General features: G+C 45.9%; 19 protein-coding genes. 13 read left to right on the top strand and 6 right to left on the bottom strand.

Translation table 11 applies throughout. From position 1 onward, the window contains the following. Positions 1–89: 89 nt before the first annotated feature. The gene (ezrA, locus tag ACN9MT_RS11740; RefSeq protein WP_290752050.1) at positions 90–1,796 is read left to right on the top strand and encodes a septation ring formation regulator EzrA; all 1,707 of its coding nucleotides are present in this window, start codon (positions 90–92) and stop codon (positions 1,794–1,796) included. 67 nt (positions 1,797–1,863) lie between these two features. Continuing rightward, complete coding sequence (locus ACN9MT_RS11735; protein ID WP_329468862.1) at positions 1,864–3,423, top strand: amidohydrolase; 1,560 nt, start codon at positions 1,864–1,866, stop codon at positions 3,421–3,423. Here ACN9MT_RS11735 and ACN9MT_RS11730 read toward each other — a convergent pair. Then, positions 3,415–4,185, bottom strand: a complete 771-nt coding sequence (locus tag ACN9MT_RS11730) for a MerR family transcriptional regulator (RefSeq protein WP_329468861.1) — start codon at positions 4,183–4,185, stop codon at positions 3,415–3,417. The genes ACN9MT_RS11735 and ACN9MT_RS11730 overlap by 9 nt on opposite strands. A 90-nt stretch (positions 4,186–4,275) precedes the next feature. Beyond that, on the bottom strand, positions 4,276–5,091 hold the full coding sequence (locus ACN9MT_RS11725; protein WP_023469054.1) for an NAD kinase: 816 nt from the start codon (positions 5,089–5,091) through the stop codon (positions 4,276–4,278). A gap of 165 nt (positions 5,092–5,256) precedes the next feature. Between ACN9MT_RS11725 and tpx the strand changes: the two genes are divergently transcribed. From tpx to ACN9MT_RS11705, 4 genes are all read left to right on the top strand, one after another. Then, complete coding sequence (gene tpx / locus ACN9MT_RS11720; RefSeq protein WP_155960139.1) at positions 5,257–5,754, top strand: thiol peroxidase; 498 nt, start codon at positions 5,257–5,259, stop codon at positions 5,752–5,754. A gap of 100 nt (positions 5,755–5,854) precedes the next feature. Continuing rightward, positions 5,855–6,763, top strand: a complete 909-nt coding sequence (locus ACN9MT_RS11715) for a class I SAM-dependent methyltransferase (RefSeq protein ID WP_426272226.1) — start codon at positions 5,855–5,857, stop codon at positions 6,761–6,763. A gap of 120 nt (positions 6,764–6,883) precedes the next feature. Then, a complete protein-coding gene (locus tag ACN9MT_RS11710) occupies positions 6,884–8,095 on the top strand; it encodes an acetate kinase (protein ID WP_426272225.1) in 1,212 nt (403 codons plus the stop codon). A gap of 304 nt (positions 8,096–8,399) precedes the next feature. After that, positions 8,400–9,005, top strand: a complete 606-nt coding sequence (locus ACN9MT_RS11705; RefSeq protein WP_035406242.1) for a 3D domain-containing protein — start codon at positions 8,400–8,402, stop codon at positions 9,003–9,005. A 110-nt stretch (positions 9,006–9,115) separates the two neighbouring features. Here the strand turns inward: ACN9MT_RS11705 and ACN9MT_RS11700 are convergent, their stop codons facing one another. Then, complete coding sequence (locus ACN9MT_RS11700) at positions 9,116–9,553, bottom strand: universal stress protein (RefSeq protein WP_029342342.1); 438 nt, start codon at positions 9,551–9,553, stop codon at positions 9,116–9,118. A 154-nt stretch (positions 9,554–9,707) separates the two neighbouring features. Between ACN9MT_RS11700 and ACN9MT_RS11695 the strand changes: the two genes are divergently transcribed. Then, positions 9,708–10,433: an SDR family oxidoreductase gene (locus ACN9MT_RS11695; RefSeq protein ID WP_426272224.1), complete on the top strand. Its 726-nt coding sequence runs from the start codon at positions 9,708–9,710 to the stop codon at positions 10,431–10,433. A gap of 46 nt (positions 10,434–10,479) precedes the next feature. On the opposite strand, the gene ACN9MT_RS11690 is transcribed toward ACN9MT_RS11695, so the two are convergent. Further along, positions 10,480–11,583 carry a M24 family metallopeptidase gene (locus tag ACN9MT_RS11690; RefSeq protein ID WP_035406247.1) on the bottom strand — a complete coding sequence of 368 codons (1,104 nt, stop codon included), beginning with the start codon at positions 11,581–11,583 and terminating at the stop codon, positions 10,480–10,482. 155 nt (positions 11,584–11,738) lie between these two features. Between ACN9MT_RS11690 and ACN9MT_RS11685 the strand changes: the two genes are divergently transcribed. Next, positions 11,739–13,049 (top strand): DRTGG domain-containing protein, encoded by a 1,311-nt coding sequence (locus ACN9MT_RS11685; RefSeq protein WP_023469046.1) that lies wholly within the window; start codon positions 11,739–11,741, stop codon positions 13,047–13,049. A 52-nt stretch (positions 13,050–13,101) separates the two neighbouring features. On the opposite strand, the gene ACN9MT_RS11680 is transcribed toward ACN9MT_RS11685, so the two are convergent. After that, positions 13,102–13,410 carry a YtpI family protein gene (locus tag ACN9MT_RS11680; protein WP_035406252.1) on the bottom strand — a complete coding sequence of 103 codons (309 nt, stop codon included), beginning with the start codon at positions 13,408–13,410 and terminating at the stop codon, positions 13,102–13,104. A gap of 63 nt (positions 13,411–13,473) precedes the next feature. On the opposite strand from ACN9MT_RS11680, the gene ACN9MT_RS11675 reads away from it, so the two are divergent. Continuing rightward, a complete protein-coding gene (locus tag ACN9MT_RS11675; protein WP_426272223.1) occupies positions 13,474–14,409 on the top strand; it encodes a DHH family phosphoesterase in 936 nt (311 codons plus the stop codon). A gap of 65 nt (positions 14,410–14,474) precedes the next feature. Here ACN9MT_RS11675 and ACN9MT_RS11670 read toward each other — a convergent pair whose 3' ends face one another. Next, a complete protein-coding gene (locus ACN9MT_RS11670; RefSeq protein ID WP_035406258.1) occupies positions 14,475–14,669 on the bottom strand; it encodes a hypothetical protein in 195 nt (64 codons plus the stop codon). A gap of 145 nt (positions 14,670–14,814) precedes the next feature. Here ACN9MT_RS11670 and dnaE point away from each other — a divergent pair, with 145 nt between their 5' ends. From dnaE to accA, 4 genes are all read left to right on the top strand, one after another. Beyond that, the gene (dnaE, locus tag ACN9MT_RS11665; RefSeq protein WP_426272222.1) at positions 14,815–17,976 is read left to right on the top strand and encodes a DNA polymerase III subunit alpha; all 3,162 of its coding nucleotides are present in this window, start codon (positions 14,815–14,817) and stop codon (positions 17,974–17,976) included. Positions 17,977–18,078: 102 nt separating this feature from the next. Next, positions 18,079–18,597: a FadR/GntR family transcriptional regulator gene (locus ACN9MT_RS11660; protein WP_035406263.1), complete on the top strand. Its 519-nt coding sequence runs from the start codon at positions 18,079–18,081 to the stop codon at positions 18,595–18,597. Between the two features lie 20 nt (positions 18,598–18,617). Then, positions 18,618–19,478, top strand: coding sequence for an acetyl-CoA carboxylase, carboxyltransferase subunit beta (gene accD / locus ACN9MT_RS11655; RefSeq protein ID WP_056062672.1), 861 nt, complete (start codon positions 18,618–18,620; stop codon positions 19,476–19,478). Next, positions 19,465–20,400, top strand: coding sequence for an acetyl-CoA carboxylase carboxyl transferase subunit alpha (accA, locus tag ACN9MT_RS11650; RefSeq protein WP_035406271.1), 936 nt, complete (start codon positions 19,465–19,467; stop codon positions 20,398–20,400). Before accD ends, accA begins: the two co-directional genes overlap by 14 nt. Positions 20,401–20,532: the final 132 nt, after the last annotated feature.

Genomic DNA, 20,532 nt, shown 5'->3' with positions numbered 1-20,532 from the left:
AAAACGGTTGCGCTATACTATTATAAGGATAAGATTATTGCGATTTAGAGAAAATCTAAAGTCGTACGACAGAGTGGAGGTCGTGACAAATGTGGGCATGGGTGATCGGAGTCATCGTCATCGTATTACTCGTCATGCTATTCAGCATGATCAGTCGAAAAAAATACTACACGAAAATCGATGAACTTGATATGCGCAAACAAGGCATCGTCAGTGCATCGATTCCAAAGGAGTTGCAGGACTTAAAGCAACTACCGATGGCGGGTGAGACGGAGACGAAGTTCAGCTCCTGGCATCAAGCGTGGGAAGAGTTGTTAACGGTCCACGTCGCCCAAATCGATGAAACCCTTTACCGAGCGGAAGAAGCGCTCGATAAATACCGGTTCATCGCCGTCAAGAATGACCTTGAAGTAACGGAACAATTGATTGCGGAACTCGAAGGATTGATCGATGAGATGCTCGTCGAGATGTCGACGTTCAAAACGAATCAATCGGTTCTAGCAGAGTTGAAAGCGCAAGGGGAAGCTGATTCTGGGCAAGTTCGGAAATCGTTATTGATCCAAGCGAACTCATTCGGTCCGGCGCTCGCGCGTCTGGAAGAACGAAGTGAACAAATCAACGCGCACTGGAATGAGATGTGTCAATACGAAGCTTCGGGTGAAGTGACGAAGGCTTACGAAACAAGCTTGTTGCTTGAGCAAGAAGTAGCGACGACGCGTCAGCTTGTTGAACTCGTGCCGAAACAATGGAAGATTCTCGCACATGAATTGCGTCAACGGATTGATCAGCTCGGAGCGGGTTATAAGGAAATGTCGTTAGATGGGTATCCGCTTGAACCACTCGGTCTTCAATCCGAGATCAAACGGTTCGAGGAACAACGTCTGAGCCTTTCTGAAAAAATCGAGATGCTTGAAGTCGATGGTTTAGAAGAAGCGATTCAACAGTTATCAGCCGACGTTGATCAAATGTATGATACGTTCCGTCGTGAAGTTGATGCACGTCATCAAGTGAAAAAAGAAAATCAATCCTTGAAACAAAAAGCATTACGGATGCGCGAACGGATTCATCAATTGGCGCAAGAGTTCAGTATCTTACGTGAAAAGTATGAAATCTCAGCAGATCTTGGAATTCACTACGAAACGATCCAGCGTGACGAAGAGCTACTGTTTGAAGCAGCAAAAGATCTCGATGAGTCGATTGCTGGGAAAATCATTCCGTTCAGTATGCTCGAAGATCAAATGCGCGATGCGATTCGCTTAGAGGAACAGTTGATGATTCAGTACGAACGCTTTACGGTCGAACTTCAAGCGCTTCGAAAAGAAGAGACAGAAGTGCGCGAACGGATCGTCGAATGGCGTCATCAGCTCTCGCAAACACGTCTTCGTCTGAAACGACTTGGATTACCGAACTTACCAACGGAAGTTGAAGAAGCACTACGTAATGCGAACCGTTCGCTACAGACGCTTGAGACACGGCTCGAAGAGTTACCGTTTAATGTCCGATCGATCGTTGCACAAAGTCAAGACGTCCAAGAAACGTTTAAACATGTGCAAGAACGGTTAGATACATTAGTGTTCGAAGTCACGTATGCCGAACGGCTCGTCCAGTATGCGAACCGATACCGTCGCCACGACAATGAGATACATATGTCGCTGACGATCGCGGAAACGAAGTTCTTAGCGGGAGACTATGAACGTACGATCGTCTTAGCGGAACGTGTCCTAAATGAATACGATCCGGACGCGATCGAACGCATTAAACGATCGTGTGCACCAGAGGAAACGTTGCACGTTTAAATCAGGATTGACAATTCAGGGTGACCGTCATGGTCACCCTATTTTTGTAAAAAGAGGAGTGAGTAGAATGGGAACACTATACGTAAACGGATTGATTCGAACGATGGCACATGAAGAGGACGTCCATTCAGCGATGTTCGTCGAGAAGACGCGGATCATCGCAATGGGGGAGGAAGGAAAACTACGTCGACGTTTCGGTAGACGTATTGATCAGATTCAAGACTTGAACGGAAAAGCTGTTTATCCAGCCTTCACAGACGCACATATTCATCTGATTGGTTACGGGGAAGCGATCAACCGTGTCGATGCCTCGCGTTATACGACGCTTGAAGCATTAGGACAAGCTTTCCTCAAGGCAGAACCAATCAATGGGATTCACGTGGCGGAAGGATATGACGAAACGAAACTTGACCGTGCGCCGACAAAAGCATGGCTGAATCAGTTGTTCCCGGACGCTCCTGCCTTATTAAAACGGACAGACCGGCATACCGCACTTGTCAACGATGTTTTATTCCAACAGCTCGGCTATAAAGCATCGACTGTCATCGATGGTGGAAAGATCGGCTTATCGGATAACGGCGAAGCTGACGGATTTTTGTACGATGCGGCGCTTGAACCTTTGTATGCGTTACAAGCTGGAAACTTAGAGCGAAACAAATCGTCACTCCGATCAGCAATCAAGAGTTTGTATCAATACGGCATCATTGCGGCACACACAGAAGATTTATCGTATCACGGAGATGTCGCGGAAATCCTCCAAGCATATAAAGAAGTGACAGAAGAGACAGGCTTCCATACACATCTACTCGTTCATCATCTTGTCATCGATGAGTTCGTGCAACAGCAACCAATTTTGCCATCAACGATGTCAATTGGTGCGATGAAACTATTCGTCGACGGCGCACTCGGAGGACGGACAGCTCTTCTCGGTCGTGGTTATTCTGATGATCCGACGACACGTGGTATCGAAGTGCATACACCAGAACAACTCGAACAACTCGTCAAGCGTGCACGTAGTTACGGGTTTACAGTTGCGGCACATGTCATCGGTGATTTAGCGATTGAACGATTCGTACAGGTGCTCGAGAAATATCCAGCACCAAAAGGCAAGCGGGATCGGATCATTCATGCGACGGTCGTTCGACCAGAAACGCTTGCACGAATTCGGAAGTTACCGGTCTTGATTGACGTTCAACCGGTCTTTTTACTGGATGACGCAGACTTTATCGTCGATCGACTCGGATTGAACCGCTTAGACTGGAGTTATCGTTTACGTTCGTTAGCTGAGACCGGCGCATTATTATGCGGTGGGGCAGATGCGCCGATCTCTGACCCCGATGTCCGGCGTTCCCTGTATGCAGCGACGGAAGGAACAGCGGGACGTGTCAATAAGGCGAATGAGACGTTATCGATGTACGAAGCCTTGTTACTCTTTACGAAAAATCCACATCTCGCGACCGAGACACATGGACGCAAAGGATTACTCCTACCAGGATACGATGCCGATTTCGTCATCTTTGAAGAAGACTTCTATCGCTTGCGTGGTGAAGCCATCTTGAATAACCGTTTAGTGGAGACTGTCCAAGCTGGTAAAATCGTCTATCAGGCAGAAGCAACCTTAGTTTGATGTTGCTTCTGTATAGTGCGAAATAGCTTCTGAATAAAAAGAAGATAGTCCAGGTGCATACGCATCGTAATAAGCGCGAAACCGTTCGTCGGACACGTACATCTGACCGAGTGACTCAAAAATAGATAACTCACATGGGTAATAGTACGTATCGATGAAGTCATGTTGTTCCTTGACGACCTGTTGAACGTCCGGATCAGATGCCGCACGTCCGTCGCGGTAAAGGATCGTCAAGCGTTGATCGAGTTGTTTGTGCATGGCGCTAAGTCTTTCTTTCTCATTTGGGGTACGTTGTTTTTGTCTTTTTGCACTGATTCGATATGCGTCGGTGTCACCGTAGTGTTGTTGGACTTCATCTGCATGTTGTTTTTCGTGCATGACGATCTCTTCGTGACGTAAACCGCGGAATAATTGTTCATCTTTCATGGGGAGTCCTCCTATTAAAGTGAGTAATGTTTGTTCAGCGAGTTGAGCGAGCATCTGATAATGCGAAGCTTTTTCTTGAAGTAGTACAATTTGTTTTTTCAATATCGTGTGATGACTGGAGTCAGATTGTGTAAGTAATCTTTGGATTTCTGACAGCGGAAAATCAAGAGAGCGATAGAGAAGGATTTGTTGTAAACGTAAAAGATCCTCACTGCTATAATATCGGTGACCGGCATCGTTGCGCTTTGGCACAAGGAGACCGAACGTCTCATAATGATAAAGCGTTCGTTTTGTGACGCCGGTAAGTTTGGCGATTTCCTGAGTGGAATACATCATCTGTGTACCTCCTTTGATTGGAGTATAAGGGGTGACGTAACGGAAGACGCAATAAAAAAATCTGCCCCGAGGAGGCAGATTTTTTTGTTGTCATAAGAATGAGCGTTGAATCTTATGCCAAAATGTATTGTTCGTCAATTTGACGGTTTTAAGTTCTTTTTCAGAGAGCTGGATATCGACTGAATCTGTTCGTGTCAGGCTGAGTGCTTCATTATCCATCCCGATGATCGGATAATCGTTTCCGTCCTCAATGATGCGTAACGAGAGTTTCCGTCCGCGGTTCAATAGGAAAGCAGAACCGAGTGTCCGGTACCGGTTATTGTTAACGGAAGCGATCTCGCTGACTTGAAGACAGTGGATCAATGGATCGACGATCGCACCAGAAAGTGACTTGTTATAAGCCGTAGAGCCCGTCGGTGTTGAGATGACCATTCCATCCCCGCGGAACGTCTCAAACAGGAAGTCATCGATATAGACTTCGATTGCGAGTGATTTGATGATGCTCGACTTTACGGAACATTCGTTCAGACAAAGCATCGGTGGTCCACCGTTGATGGATGCTTCAAGTAGTGGATAACGACGTACTTCGATTTCGCCATCCGAGACACGATTGCCCGTCTCTTTAAAGATTGCTTCGACCGCAGAAAGATCATTGATATCAAAGTCACAGTAGAACGAGTTTGGTCCTTCAGCGAATCCGACATAGATCGCATCATCACGGAAACCTGTGAAGCGTGCCGCTTGCAAGAAAGCCCCATCTCCACCAATCGAGACGATGATGTTTGCTTGTCGATGATCTTGGACGACATTCAGTCCGTATCGTGTACCGACATCAATCAACTTTCGCACCTGCGTCTCGTGTCTTTGTGTATTTCGGTAGTACAGGTAGACATTATTTCGAGCCATGGTCAATTCCCCCTTGAAAGCGTTTCATGAACTCTTTTATTATACCTGTTTTTTAGAAAGACGGGTACTGAAGTCCATCAATTATGGCAGAATACTTGCCATCTTCGCAGATCATTCCTATAGTTAAATAGAAAATACAGTATATCCAATCAGGGGAAAAGGGGAATTCATATGGCAACGTTTAAAGGAAATCCAATCACACTTCAAGGGACAGCGGTTCAAGTCGGACAAACAGCACCGGACTTTCAAGTGTTAGCTAACGACTTATCGCCTGTAACACGTGATACATACCAAGGTGTTCGAATCATCAGTGTCGTCCCATCAATCGATACAGGGGTATGCGATGCACAGACTCGTAAATTTAACGAAGAAGCAGCTAAAATCGAAGGTGTGACGGTCATGACGATCTCAAACGACCTTCCGTTCGCGCAACGTCGTTGGTGTGCGTCAAGTGGTCTTGATCAAGTCGTGACATTGTCTGATCACCGTGATCTTTCATTCGGTACACAGTACGGCGTGGCAATCGAAGAATTACGTCTGCTTGCTCGCTCTGTCTTCGTCTTAGATTCGAACAACGAAATCACGTATGTCGAATACCTCGAAGAATCAACGGATGAGGTAAATTTCGAAGCAGCACTCGCTGCAGCACGTGAAGCGAAGTAAGAATGGTTTACAAACGACGCTGAAGCGTTACAATGGAACTAATGATAGAAACGGCTCCCGCTCTACGGGGGGCCGTTTCGTTTTGGAGAGGATGACGTACATGGAGCCGTTAGAAAAGTTATATAAGGAATTAACACGTCAAACAAAACAAATCGAACGTGATCTTGATATGCCTTACCTAGAAGCGTTGACGACTGTGATTGACCGGTTGAACGATCGCCATACTGAAAATGTAGACAAAGAGGTCATTCGAAAGGCAGTATCGCTTGCTATTTTAGAAGGGATGAAACAAGCGCAACCGAACCATTTGCCGACGCCAGACAGCGTCGCTTTGTTTGCTGGTTATCTAATCGGGAAATTGGTAGGTAAGGAGGACATCCGACTACTTGAATTAGGAAGTGGAACAGGTGGTATGTTACACGCTGTCTTGAGTCAGCTTTCGACGGGCACATCTGCTGAAGCAGTTGAGGTAGATGAGACGTTAATTCGTTTATCGGCAGCGGTAACGGAATTACTCGACTATCCTGTTACGTATACGCATCAAGATGCGTTACGACCTTTGTTGCTAGATCCAGTTGATCTTGCGATGGCTGATCTCCCAGTCGGTTATTATCCGGATGAAGAGGCTGCTGCTTCTTACATCTTGAAACGAGATGAGGGTATGAGCTATAGTCATTTCTTATTGATCGAACAAGCGATGCAATACGTCAAACCAGGTGGGTTCGGTGTTTTTGTCATTCCGAACGGTTTGTTCCAGCATGATACGGAAGGCAAGTTGAAACAGTACTTTGAATCAAAAGCGCACGTCATCGGCATTTTACAATTGCCGTTAACCATGTTCAAACAAGAACAGGCAGCAAAAAGTTATTTGATCGTCCGTAATCATTTAGCCGGTATGAAGATGCCAAACCAAGCGTTACTTGCTGAACTACCATCTTTCACAGATGCCCGTGCGTTTGGTGGTATGGTGAAACAGATTGATGAATGGATTAACACAGAATTAAAATGAATTACGCAAAGTGATTGAAATCTGTCGTTAATTTGACTATTCTAGTTGTAGAACAGAAATAGAAGAAAACCTAAACAGATGTGAATGTTCATTGGATTCAAATGGAAAAGGGGAAAAATCATGGCAAAAATTATGGCGGTAAACGCAGGTAGTTCGTCTTTGAAGTTCCAATTGCTCGAAATGCCGAACGAAACGATGATTGCAGTCGGACTCATTGAACGTGTCGGTAAAGACGATGCAATCTTTACGATTAAATATGGTGAAGGACAAAAGTATACAGATGTCCTCCCGCTTGCAACACATAAAGAAGCAGTCGAGTTATCACTCGAAAAATTAATGGAGTTCGGAATCATCTCGTCTTACGATGAGATTAAAGGTGTCGGACATCGTGTTCTTCATGGTAAAGAAAAATATGCAGACTCTGTATTGATCACGGATGAAGTCATGCAAGATATCGAGTCGTATACAGAACTCGGACCACTTCACATTCCACCAAACTTGATCGGAATCCGGGCATTTCAAGCATTGCTTCCGGAAGTGCCACAAGTGGCGGTCTTCGATACGGCGTTCCATCAAACGATGCCAGAAGAAAACTTCCTTTACAGCTTACCGTATGATTACTACACAGAATACGGTATCCGTAAATATGGTTTCCACGGTACGAGCCACAAATATGTTACGGAACGTGCATCTGAATTACTCGGTCGTCCATTAAAAGACCTTCGTTTGATCTCATGTCACTTAGGTAGCGGAGCATCAATCGCAGCAGTTTCGGGTGGCGAATCAATCGATACGACGATGGGCTTCACACCGCTTGAAGGAATCACGATGGGAACACGTTCTGGTTCACTTGACCCGGCTTTGATTCCATTCTTGATGGAGAAAACAGGGAAAACAGCGGAAGAAGTCTTGAACGTCATGAACAAAGAGTCTGGAATCTACGGACTCTCAGGTCTTTCAAGTGACTTGCGTGACGTCCAAACGGCTGCGAAGGAAGGAAACCACCGTTCAGAGATGGCACTCCGTATCTTCGCGAACCGTATCCACGGATACATCGGGCAATATGCTGCTGAGATGAATGGTGTTGATGCCATTATCTTCACAGCTGGTGTTGGGGAAAACTCAGATTCAATCCGTGAGCGTGTCCTACGTGGTCTCGAATTTATGGGCGTTTACTGGGATCCATCACTCAACAATGGAGCTCATGGAGAAGAACTCTTCATTAACTACCCACACTCACCAGTCAAAGTCATTATCATTCCAACGAATGAAGAATTGATGATCGCACGCGATACAGTTCGTATTGGTGGATTGGTTGCTCAAAACGCATAATTTTTAAAAAGGACTGAATCGTTAATACGACGATTTAGTCCTTTTTTTTGATGAAATCCTAGAAAGTTAATATGCGAACGTATGATCTATTGTTACGACGTTTGTCATACAACGAAAAAAGAAGCGTCATCATCGTAAAAATAAACCTAAAAAAGGGTCATTTCTTAAAAAAATGAGTCTTTTGTAACACAACGGTAATAGTACAGACATATTTTTGTGGTCTATATGTAACGGCACTACTTGCTTTTGTCATGTATATTAATCTCAGTTAACAAACACGAAACAATGATGGAGGAGAAAATACATGATGAAACGAATGCTCGCAAGTGTTTTAACGGTCGTGTTAGCACTCAGTTCGTTCGCAGGTCTTCAAGCAGAGGCTGCAACTAAGAAAAGCGTCAAGTCAACAGTCGATAGCCTAGTCATTCGTCAAAAAGCTACTACTTCTTCGAAGAAACTCGGTCTTCTATATAAGAACCAAACGTTATCGTACAAAGCAAAAACAGGGAACTGGTACAAAGTAAGCTACAAAGGTAAGACGGCTTATCTTAGCGCGAGTTACTCGAAGGTCGTGACGTCAAGCGGATCAAAAAAACAATCTACGGGCGGTTGGAAAACAGTCACGAACGTGAGTGCGACAGCCTATACACCGTATGATCCAGGCAGTGGTAACCTGACAGCAATCGGTTGGAACATCAAAAGCTCGAAAAAGAAAGTCGTAGCTGTTGATCCACGTGTCATTCCACTTCGTTCGACAGTCAAAGTGTATTACAAAGGGAAGTTGAAAGGGACATATACAGCTGCTGATACTGGCGGTGCCATCAAAGGTAAGAAGATGGATATCCTTTACTACTCTCGTTCAGAAGCATTCAACTGGGGTCGTCGTACCGTTACAGTAAAATACAAATGATTTCAAACCATCGGACATCGGTTCGATGGTTTTTTGTTTAAGCAGGTCGTCAAAAAGCCTCTCTTCCTTTGAGATGAAGGGAGAGAGGCTTTGTTTGATAGAAGAGTGGTTCATAAACGAACGATCAAGACATCACATTTTGCGTAACGCGTAATGCTTTCAGAGACACTACCGATGAAGAAACGCTCAACAGCGTTTAAGCCGGTCGCGCCACAGATGATTAAATCAGCATCGTGATTAGGAGCAAGTTTTTTGGCAATCGTGACTTTTGGAGAACCGTATTCAATTGCAACTTCGACTTCCTGTACACCGCGGTCTTGAGCGGTCTTGACATATTCGTCTAGCAATTCCTTCGCGTAAGATTCAGCACGTTCCGTGATGGTACGGTCATATGCTTCTACTGTTGCGAACGTCCGTGTATCAATGACGTGTGCGATGATCAATTTTGCATCATTTCGCAATGAAACATCGATTGCCGTCTCGAAGGCACGTTCTGCCTCTTTTGAGCCATCTACTGCTACAAGTACATTATGATAGACGATTGCCATGATGAATCCATCCCTTCGTAATCGATATGATGAGTACACCCTAATTATACCATTCTCTTACTGGAAGCGGACGAAACATTCAACGAGTTCTAAAAATTGTCCTACCTTTCCATTCCGTCGTAAGATGGAGTCAGTGAAAGGGGGCGATGCCAAGATGAGGCACGCGTTAATTACAGCAGGTACAAAAGGACTGGGAGAACGAGTAACACGCCATTTATTGGAAGAAGGATGGAAAGTAACAGCGTTCCATCGTTCTGAACCCGAGTTTACACATCCGAATCTTGTGACGATTCAAGCAGACGTGACGAACCAAGAAGAAGTGGAACACGCAGCTCAACAAGCGATTAACGAGCAAGGTCGGATTGATGCGTTGATACTTAATGCAGGACCATATATATTCGAGCGGAAAGCATTAGTAGATTATAGCGATCAAGAATGGAATGAAGTCATTACCGGGAATCTGACCGCTAGTTTCTGGTTATTACGTCAAGTATTACCCGTCATGCGTAAGCAAGCCTATGGTCGAATCATCACGTATGGTTTTCCGGAAAGTGCGACAGCGCCAGGATGGGTGTGCCGGGCGGCGTTCGCTGCTGCTAAAAGCGGGATGGTGAGTTTGACGAAGAGTGTGGCGCTTGAAGAGGCAGAGCACGGCATTACGGTCAACATGGTCAATCCGGGGAACATCGTCGGTGATAACAAGACGAAACGGATTTCCGAAGCAGAGCAAGATGAAGAAACACCAGTCGGAAGAACGGGTGTCGGGGAAGATATCGCTCGCGCCATCTCCTTCTTACTCGCAGAAGAATCAAGTATGATCACAGGTGCGATTCTTGATGTGACAGGGGGCGTCAATGTCGTCCATCAATCCCGTAAGTAAATAAAAAACACCTAATCCATCGCTTGGATTAGGTGTTTTTACTGATTTAAGATGATGGAATCGATTGAAGGTGTTTTGGTGTGCGAGTTAACGCAACCGGACCTTCCGCAGTAAGATGGATATCATCTTCGATCCGGACGCCGCCGACTCCGGGAACATAGATACCTGGTTCGAGCGTGTAGACGATACCAGCTTCAGCCGTCAGTAAGTTGTTTGAAGCGAGGGACGGGAATTCGTGAACCTCGATTCCGAGTCCGTGACCAACGCGATGTGTGAAGTACTGACCGTAACCAGCCTCTGTGATGACGTCGCGGGCTGCTTTATCCAACGAGCCGAGTGTCGTACCGATTTGACTCGCTTTTGTTGCGGCTTCAAGTGCTTGGCGGACCGTTTCATAGATTTTCGTCTGTTCTTCGCTTGCCTGACCATAAATGAAGGTCCGTGTAATGTCTGAACAGTAGCCTTTCCAAATGACACCGAGATCGAATAGGACGAAATCGCCTTCTTGGATGACGCGGTCACCTGGGACACCGTGTGGATCAGCACTGTTTGCACCAAATAGGACAAGCGTATCGAACGACATCTCGCGGACGCCTTTTTTCTTCATTTCATATTCGATTTCCGCAATGACTTCGATTTCCGTGATACCTGGACGGATCGCTTGTTTACCGATTTCGATCGCTTCATCCGCAAGTGCTGCTGCTTCTTGAAGGATAGCGATTTCTTCCGGTGTTTTCTTCAAGCGAAGCGCTTGTAAGGACTCACCAATATCAAGAATGGCTGCATTTTCAAGATGTGAGCTCAGTTCTTGATATCGACTAAACGTCATATGTTCACCTTCAATACCGATCCGATTGTTCGAATGTTCAAATGTCTTGAATAATTCAGCTAAACGATCGAATGGATTTTCATGATCCTCATACGTGACGACGTCTCCTTCCCAAGGACTCGCTGCAACGATACTTGCTTCGAGTGCCGGGCAGAATAATACATGTTTGCCGGTTACATCAACGAGGACTGCCATGACACGTTCGTGAGGTTCTGCGTAGACTCCTGAAAAGTAAAAGACATTTGCCTTTGAAGTAATGACGGCTAAATCGATTCCTTGTTCTTTCAAGAAAGCACTAATGTAATTCGTACGTTCGCTCATATGTGACTCCACCTCTCTACTCATTTTCTACATAAGTATACCATCGTCCGATTCGAAAAACATTTCTCGTAAATCAGACTAGTACACGTTTTCATCTTTAGAGTAGTACAGTATAATGACAGGAGAGTAGAAAAAAGGAAAAGAAGGGATACAGTATGCCTACGAAACACGAACAGATCATTCGACATATCGAAGATCTTGATGTCGGAACGAAGATTTCCGTCCGACAAATCGCGAAGGACTTGACCGTATCCGAAGGAACGGCCTATCGCGCCATCAAGGAAGCGGAGAATCTTGGGTTCGTCTCGACGATCGAACGAGTCGGAACGATTCGAATCAAAAAGAAACAAAAAGAAAATATTGAGAAGCTGACATTCGCGGAGGTCGTGAATATCGTCGATGGTCAAGTTCTCGGTGGAAGAAATGGATTACACAAGACATTGACGAAATTCGTCATTGGCGCAATGAAGCTTGAAGCGATGATGCGTTACATCGATGTCGACAGTCTCGTCATCATCGGGAACCGTGAAAAAGCACACGAACTCGTGCTTGAAGCAGGAGCCGCTGTATTGATCACTGGTGGATTTGATACAACGGAGGATGCAAAACGATTGGCGGATGAGATGGAGTTACCAATCATTTCGACGTCATACGATACATTTACGGTCGCAACGATGATCAACCGAGCGATTTATGATCGATTGATCAAAAAAGAAATCTTACTCGTCTCGGATATCTTGATTCCTTTACATGATACGTTCTATTTACAGACGACGGATCCGATTTCACGTTGGCACGAGTTGAACGAACAGACGAAACACAATCGTTACCCTGTCATCGATGAACAAATGAAGGTCGTCGGTGTCGTGACGGCGAAGGACATCATTGACCGTCCACATGACTGGGCTGTTGAAAAAGTCATGACGCGGCATCCAATTACGGTCGGCATTCGAACGAGTGTCACAAATTCTGCGCATCAGATGGTATGGGAAGGCATCGAAATGTTACCGGTCATTGACCAGTATGGGCGATTGCTTGGGATCATTAGCCGTCAAGATGTCCTCAAGGCGTTGCAACTAGCGAATCGCCAGCCGCAGGTCGGGGAGACATTCGATGATCTGATCACAGGGCAGATTAAAGCGGCAGAGGACGAACGGGGACCGTACTTATCCCTTGAGGTTTCTCCACAAATGACGAATTTCATGGGGACTGCTTCAAGTGGTGTATTGACGACGCTTCTCGTCGAAGGGGCGACGCGAATGTTGCGTCACATGAAGAAAGGTGACCTTGTCATTGAAAACGTCAGCATCTATTTCATTAAACCTGTTCAGATCGAGAGCACGGTAACGATCCGGGCCAATGTCTTTGACGTTGGTCGGAAATTCGGGAAAGTCGATGTCGAAATGTATCAAGGTACACAAATCGTTGCGAAAGCACTCGTGACTTCGCAACTCATCGATCGTTAAGTGAATACAAAAAGAACCGAAGTCTATTGACTTCGGTTCCTCTGAATCTCGCTCAGGATTGCTCCATCTCACGGACGACATATGGATAAATCTTTTTGTAACGGATGAATCCAGCGATGAATGAAGCAACACCGACGACGATTAAAATAGAACAGACCACTTTTCCGACGAGTGTCGTTAATCCGTTCCCGGAAACGAACTGATTGACGGCAAATAGGATGACGAACAGACTCAACCAAATGCTCGCTTGTGTATTGAACAAGTATTTTCGGTTCGTACTTTTCGTATGGAACGCGCGGCGTTTTGCTAACAAATACCCACCAAGCGAGAAAACGATGAGGGCGATGAGGATGAATTGCATGTTAAAAGGACCTCCTTTTTGTCTTCATCTAGTATCATATCAAGATTAGAGGAGCTGTGCACAGTGAAAGAGCAAATCAAACAAATGATTGAAGCTGCAAATACGATCATCATTCATCGTCACGAACGACCAGATCCCGATGCACTCGGTAGTCAGTTCGGCTTACAATTGACATTGCAACACCAGTTTCCTGAGAAAACAGTCTTGTCGGCAGGTGAGATGGCGACATCATTGTCATTTATGGGGAAGCTCGATCGGATAGAGAACGAATTATACAAAGAGGCGTTAGTCGTGATTCTGGATACGGCGAATCAAGCACGGATTGATGGGAAGATCGCGATGACAGGAAAAGATGTCATTAAAATCGACCATCATCCCGATGAGGATCCATACGCGTCAGTGCAACTCGTCGATACGACGATGAGTTCGACATCGGAACTGCTCGTTCATCTATTGAATGAATGGGAATACGACATTCCGGCATCAGCTGCTATTCAATTCTATGCGGGAATCGTCGGTGATACGGGACGTTTTCAATTCCGTGGTACGACGAAACGAACGTTTGAAGTCGCGGCGCAATTGATTGATGTAGGGATTGATACAGATTGGTTGTATCGGAACATGTACCAAACAGAACTGGCGGCGCTTCATCTACAAGGATATGTTCTTCAACAGATCCAATTGACGGATAAAGGCGTCGGTTATGTCGTTTTGACACAGGATACATTGAAGCAATTTGGAGCAACGGTCGAACAAGCATCGTTACTCGTCAATAGTTTTGCCGGTTTACAAGGAATGAAGTGCTGGGCGCTGTTCCTCGAAACAGATATGGAAGTTCGCGTCCGAATTCGCTCGAAGGGTCCAGTCATCAATGAAGTAGCAAAAGAATTCAATGGCGGTGGACATCCAATGGCGTCTGGTGCGACGATTGAACAGTTAAGTGAAGTTGAACGTGTCGTTAATCGTCTGAATGAGGTCGCTGCAAACTTCCAGTTTTAAATGGAAAAAAGGCTGCTCGGTCTCATTCCTCTCGTGAGGAAGCGGAGCGAACAGCCTTTTTATGCTTATTTCGTTTTTGTTTCTTCTTGCGGAATGAACCATACGCCACGATCTGTGTGGTCTTCAATGACATTCAGTTGAAGTTCAGCGACCGACTTGCGAATCTTCTCAGCGATTTCTTCCGTTTCAGTAAAAGCAGTAACACCTAACTTTAGTTGTTCAACCTTTTCACGTGCGATTTGACTACGATTCAAAATCATGAGAAATGCTCCTTCCGTACCCGTCATGATATTTCTATACTTATTGTAGCGAATAATAAATCAGATGGCGAGTACTTGAGTTAGTTAGATATGAATGTTCTGAAAACTTTTTAAGCTTTCATCAGAAGAGAGAGGAGAATAGAAGATGCACTTAAATGTCCGGACACAATATAGTCCCTTACAAAGTTTGATTCGAATCGAGACGTACCTCGATGAGCTTGTTCATCGTCAGCTTGGACGAGCGATCATCTGTGAAACGACATTAACCGGAGTTCCGGCATTCATCGAGGCGTGTCAGCGTCGACAGTTACAACCGGTCATTGGCTGGGAACAGCGAATCGAGGAAGAAGACTGTTGTATCTTGTGGTTTGCTTTTTCTTCTGATGGCTTACGGCAATTGTACCGATTAGCTAGTGAACAACCGGTTATTGAAGCCTCGTCGCTCATTGCGGTGCTCGTTCCGCTTCGTCAGGCATCGGAAGATATGACACGTCTACGTCGTTCCGTCGTGCAGTGGATGGGACACGTTCGAGGAGCGCGTACATATATGGGAGTGACTTCGAGTCGCTCGACGGTCGAGCGAGAGAGTCGCATGCGTTATCGGGAAGTAGCCGCATCACTCGGTGTAGAGACAATCCCGGTCGATCCTGTCCGTTATCTTCATCGAGCTGAAGCCCCAGCTTATCAAGCAATACGTGCGATCCGTGAAGCAACGACGTTCCAAGATCAAAAAACAGATCGTCTGATGCATTTAAAGACTCGAGAAGAGTTACTCGAAGACTTTACGGAGCGAGAAATCACGATGGCTGAGCAATTTGCCGCGACATCTGAACGCTTAGAGTTACCGTTCCAGCAACGTCCATTACCGCGCGTCGCAGAAGATTCGAATGCGATGCTACGGACGCATGCTGAAGAAGGATTACTGGCACACGGTCATGAAAGTAAAGAGGCGGAGGAACGCCTCGCCTATGAACTGTCCATCATCGAACAAACCGGATTTGCTGATTATTTCTTGATCGTCGAGGAACTTATTCGACGAGCAAAGGCGAAAGGCATTCATGTTGGACCTGGTCGTGGGTCGGCAGCAGGCTCTCTCGTTAGTTATGCGCTTGGAATCACGACGGTTGATCCGTTGAAATATGGATTACTCTTTGAGCGGTTTTTGAATCCAGAGCGGATTTCGATGCCGGATATCGATATTGATATCGAAGATGAACGACGCGAAGAGGTATTAGAAGATCTCGTGATGCGTTACGGAAAAGACCATGTCGCCCAAATCGGAACATTATCAACGCTTGGTGCCAAAGCCGCTCTGCGAGATGTCGGACGAACACTGGAGTTTTCAAAAGATGAACTGGATGCTGCAGTCAAGCAGCTTGGAAAATCGACGACGTTACAAGGAATCGAACAAAATAAACAGACGTATCGCTGGTTCTCTGGAAGTGAAAAACGTCGACAACTCTTACAGCTAGCGCAAGCAGTCGAAGGTCTCCCGCGACAACGTTCGGTTCACGCAGCCGGCGTCGTCATCGGGTCAGAGAATCTCGTCGAGACGACACCCTTAGAGACAGGACCGAACGAGCGATACGTGACGCAGTTTCTGATGCAAGCATTAGAACGTCAAGGATTACTGAAGATTGACTTGCTGGGGCTGCGCAATCTTAGTCGTTTGCGTCGGATGGAAGAATTGATTCGACGAGAACACCCCTCTTTTACGCTCTCGCAAATTCCAGAAGAAGATCGTGCGACGTTCCAAGTCTTTGCCCGCGCTGAGACGGATGATATCTTCCAATTCGAATCACCAGGCATGAAACAAACATTGCGAGAAGTGAAACCGAATCGATTTGAAGATTTGGTCGCCACGATGTCGCTCTATCGTCCAGGACCGATGAAATTCATTGATCTGTACGCAAAACGAAAAGCCGGTCAACCTTATCAGATGGTACATCCTGTATTAGAAGAGGTGCTGGCGTCGACATATGGCATCATCGTCTACCAAGAGCAAGTCATGGAAATCACACGCCGAGTGGCTGGTTTTACGCTTGCTCAAGCAGATATATTACGACGTGCGATTTCCAAGAAGAGTACGGATTCGCTCGAACAGGAACGTCTCCATTTTTTAGAAGGTGCACGAACGAATGGATTCGATGATACAGTAGCACATTCACTTTATGAACAAATCGAACGTTTTGCCGGATATGGATTTAACCGAAGTCATGCAGTCGCCTACTCAAAGATTAGTTATGCCCTTGGGTATATCAAAGCGCATTTCCCGCAAATTTTCTTTCTCGTTTCGGTGGAACAACCGGAACGCCTCGTCCGGTTGATGCGCGAACGACGTCTCCCTGTCCTATCACCGGACGTCTGGATTTCCGATTATCGTTCTTCACTAGAGGGAAAGGGGATTCGACTTGGAATCCATGTGATTAAAGGTATTTCCGAGCGAGAGTTCGAACGGTTAAAAGAAGCGTCGAAGCACACGGCGACGATCGCCGATCTATTGACTCATGTCGGATGGGGTAAAAAGGAACGAGCAAAAATCGAATCACTACTTTATAGTGGCGCATTAGACCGAGCGACGCACGGCGATCGTGGACTCGCTGAACAAGAGGTGCTCGAGTACTTCACGGAATCATCGAATACCTTATTACCGGACGAACTGGCAATCCTCGGGAAACGCCGGACACAGAAGTCATCGAAACGAAGCGATTCCGACTGGGCACGCCTGGAACGAGATGCACTCGGATTCTGGTTAACGTATTCTCCTTTGACGACAGCGATGAAAGCACCAGTCGAATCTGCTTATTTTCATGATCTTAGTGTCGGAGCAGACACACATTATTTAATCTGCTATATTGATCAAATCCGAGAATTCAAGACGAAACGCGGTCAAGAGATGGCGGTCATTCAAGCGGTCGATGGGTATTCAAATGAAGAAGTCGTCGTATTCCCAAGTCAATTTGAGCGGTTCCGTCGTTCTCTTTATTTAGGGAATGTCTTATTGATCGAGTTGAAGGTTCAAGATCGTGAAGGGGAGCGCCAATTCATTTTGGAACGGCTCCGGCCACTCGGACAAGATGTATTGTTCGTCAAGCTAACATCAAAAAATGAGCTAGCCACACTCGAACAATTGTTAGAAGCTGCGCCAGGCGATATTCCAGTCGTCGTTCGCTACGCTGATTCACGCGAGACGAAATCGTTACCCCCACTTTATGCGGTTCGGCATGATGAGGAATTATTAGCTCGTCTACGTATGCAGTTTGGTGAGGATCATGTTGTCCTGAAAAATGTGCCTCGCTCAAACTAGTAGTAGGTAATAAGATTTGTTATAATAAAGGGTAATTGGTCTGACCAATGCCACCGATTAAAGCAACCGACTGAAGGGTCAGAAAGGTGGTGCCGTATCGATATGGAGAAGAAACGAAATGCGTTTGAAGCCAATATCGCGGCGATTAAATTGATGATCGAACAAGATGGATTAGTTCCAGGAGACCGAATCCCATCAGAACGGGAACTGGCAGAACGACTATCCATCAGCCGACCGTCCGTACGAGAAGCATTACGGACGCTCGCTTATTTAGGCATCGTCGAGACACGGCACGGAGGCGGAAGCTTTCTGTTGAACCGTGACGATCATACCTATATTCAAATCATCGCTCAATTCTTAGTGACTGGCGATTCGAAGTTCGAAGACTTGGCAGGAACGCTCCGCTTGCTTGAGCAAGCAGCGCTCGCGCAGCTGGATGACCTTTCGGTGCTTGCACCAGTCGTTGCATCCGATGCAGCGTTTCGTGAGACGTTGATTCAGACGGTCGATAACGATCTGTTTGAACGAATCTGGCGACAAGTCAATGCCTTCCATAAAAGCTTCGGTCAAGGGGAACTCTATACGCAAGTGGAACGGGAACAACTCTTGAACCGCCCATAGATGACAAGGGGGAACTGAACGTGCAAGCATTTTTTCGAAAACCTAAAAAGTTCGTCACGTTGACTTCAAAGGAGCAACGTGTCGATGTGCCTGTTGGCTTAATGACAAAATGTCCGAAATGTAAATTGATCCAATATACGAAACAACTAGAAGCGAACCTACGCGTCTGTTCATGTGGATATCATCATCCATTGACTGCGCAAGAACGTTTTACGCAATTATTTGATGAAGGTTCGGTAACATATTTTGATCTGCCAGCAGTTCAAGCGGATCCCCTCGGATTTGAGGACTATCCGGAAAAATTAAAAGGAGATCAAGTCAGAACGGGTCTTAAGGAAGCGATCGTCTGTGGCGTCGGGAATGTGAATGGTCACCCACTCGTCGCTTGTGTCATGGATGCGCGATTCCGGATGGGCTCGATGGGAGCTGCCGTTGGTGCTGCAATTTCTGAAGCTGTTCGTTATGCGACGAAACATCGTCTACCTGTCACGATATTCTCTGCTTCAGGTGGGGCACGGATGCAAGAAGGAATGGTCAGTCTCATGCAGATGGCGAAATCGAGTCTCTTTTTAAAACAGCATTCAGATGCAGGGTTACTCTATATTTCTTGTATGACCCATCCGACAACCGGTGGTGTATCAGCAAGTTTTGCGATGCTAGGTGATTTCAACATTGCTGAACCGGGTGCGTTGATTGGATTTGCGGGTCGCCGGATCATCGAACAGACGATTCGTGAAAAACTACCGGAAGATTTCCAAACAGCAGAATTCTTATTGCAAGCAGGTCAACTGGACGATGTCGTATCACGACACGATCTGAAGACGTACTATACGCGAATCTTAAAGCTACATGCGGAGGGAACGAACCATGCAACCATTTGACCAACCAGTCATCGCGTTACGCGAAAAAATTCTTGAGCTTCATGACATGGCGGAAACGCAAGGACTTGATTTCAAGGAAGAACTGCAACTTCTTGAAGAACGCCTTCATCGGTTAGAACTCGATATTTACGGGAATATGAAAGCGTGGAATCGTGTTCAGTTGGCACGTCATCCAGAACGTCCAACGACACTCGATTACATTGAATCGATTTGTGAAGATTTCATCGAACTGCACGGTGATCGTCATGGGTATGATGATGCAGCAATCGTCGGTGGAATCGGAACGCTAAATGGTCGTCCCGTGACGATCATCGGTCATCAACGCGGAAAAGATACAAAAGAGAACATTCGTCGTAACTTCGGGATGCCACATCCAGAAGGGTACCGGAAAGCACTGCGTCTCATGCAACAAGCGGAAAAATTCAACCGACCGATCATTACGTTCATTGACACGAAAGGAGCATATCCAGGACGTGCGGCAGAAGAACGCGGTCAAAGTGAAGCCATCGCGAAAAACTTGTTTGAGATGGCTGGGATGACTGTGCCAATCATCTCGATTGTCATTGGTGAAGGCGGTTCAGGTGGTGCTTTAGGAATCGGCGTTTGTGATCAACTCTTGATGCTTGAGAACTCGACGTATTCCGTTATCTCTCCTGAAGGTGCTGCAGCATTATTGTGGAAAGATGCGAGTCTTGCGGAAAAGGCTGCAGAATCGATGAAAATCACAGCACCTGATTTGTTACGCCTTGGAATCGCGGATGCTATCATTCCTGAAGTCATCGGAGGAGCACATCTTGATGTGTCATTACAGGCGGATAAATTAAAATCTGTCTTGGTACAGAAGCTCGAAACTTTGGTTCATCTGACCAAGGAAGAGCTCCTCGATCAACGGACCGAAAAATATCACCAAATTGGCACATAAGCACCATGTAATCGCTATCATGATTGATATTCCTCATTTCCGGAATTGATGATGAAAAAGATAGTGAAAGTTTATGCAATCTGCCCTGTTGTAAAACAAGAAAACAACGTGCTATTTTAGATTCAGATTAAT

This window comes from Exiguobacterium sp. R-17 (genome assembly GCF_049913315.1).
Lineage (GTDB): Bacteria > Bacillota > Bacilli > Exiguobacteriales > Exiguobacteriaceae > Exiguobacterium_A.
This window is presented reverse-complemented; position numbering and strand designations above follow the sequence as displayed.

Coding starts and splice junctions, on each gene's coding strand:
- ezrA (WP_290752050.1), top strand. CDS start 90: ATGTGGGCATGGGTGATCGGAGTCATCGTCATCGTATTACTCGTCATG.
- ACN9MT_RS11735 (WP_329468862.1), top strand. CDS start 1,864: ATGGGAACACTATACGTAAACGGATTGATTCGAACGATGGCACATGAA.
- ACN9MT_RS11730 (WP_329468861.1), bottom strand. CDS start 4,185: ATGATGTATTCCACTCAGGAAATCGCCAAACTTACCGGCGTCACAAAA.
- ACN9MT_RS11725 (WP_023469054.1), bottom strand. CDS start 5,091: ATGGCTCGAAATAATGTCTACCTGTACTACCGAAATACACAAAGACAC.
- ACN9MT_RS11715 (WP_426272226.1), top strand. CDS start 5,855: ATGGAGCCGTTAGAAAAGTTATATAAGGAATTAACACGTCAAACAAAA.
- ACN9MT_RS11710 (WP_426272225.1), top strand. CDS start 6,884: ATGGCAAAAATTATGGCGGTAAACGCAGGTAGTTCGTCTTTGAAGTTC.
- ACN9MT_RS11705 (WP_035406242.1), top strand. CDS start 8,400: ATGATGAAACGAATGCTCGCAAGTGTTTTAACGGTCGTGTTAGCACTC.
- ACN9MT_RS11700 (WP_029342342.1), bottom strand. CDS start 9,553: ATGGCAATCGTCTATCATAATGTACTTGTAGCAGTAGATGGCTCAAAA.
- ACN9MT_RS11695 (WP_426272224.1), top strand. CDS start 9,708: ATGAGGCACGCGTTAATTACAGCAGGTACAAAAGGACTGGGAGAACGA.
- ACN9MT_RS11690 (WP_035406247.1), bottom strand. CDS start 11,583: ATGAGCGAACGTACGAATTACATTAGTGCTTTCTTGAAAGAACAAGGA.
- ACN9MT_RS11685 (WP_023469046.1), top strand. CDS start 11,739: ATGCCTACGAAACACGAACAGATCATTCGACATATCGAAGATCTTGAT.
- ACN9MT_RS11680 (WP_035406252.1), bottom strand. CDS start 13,410: ATGCAATTCATCCTCATCGCCCTCATCGTTTTCTCGCTTGGTGGGTAT.
- ACN9MT_RS11670 (WP_035406258.1), bottom strand. CDS start 14,669: ATGATTTTGAATCGTAGTCAAATCGCACGTGAAAAGGTTGAACAACTA.
- dnaE (WP_426272222.1), top strand. CDS start 14,815: ATGCACTTAAATGTCCGGACACAATATAGTCCCTTACAAAGTTTGATT.
- ACN9MT_RS11660 (WP_035406263.1), top strand. CDS start 18,079: ATGGAGAAGAAACGAAATGCGTTTGAAGCCAATATCGCGGCGATTAAA.
- accA (WP_035406271.1), top strand. CDS start 19,465: ATGCAACCATTTGACCAACCAGTCATCGCGTTACGCGAAAAAATTCTT.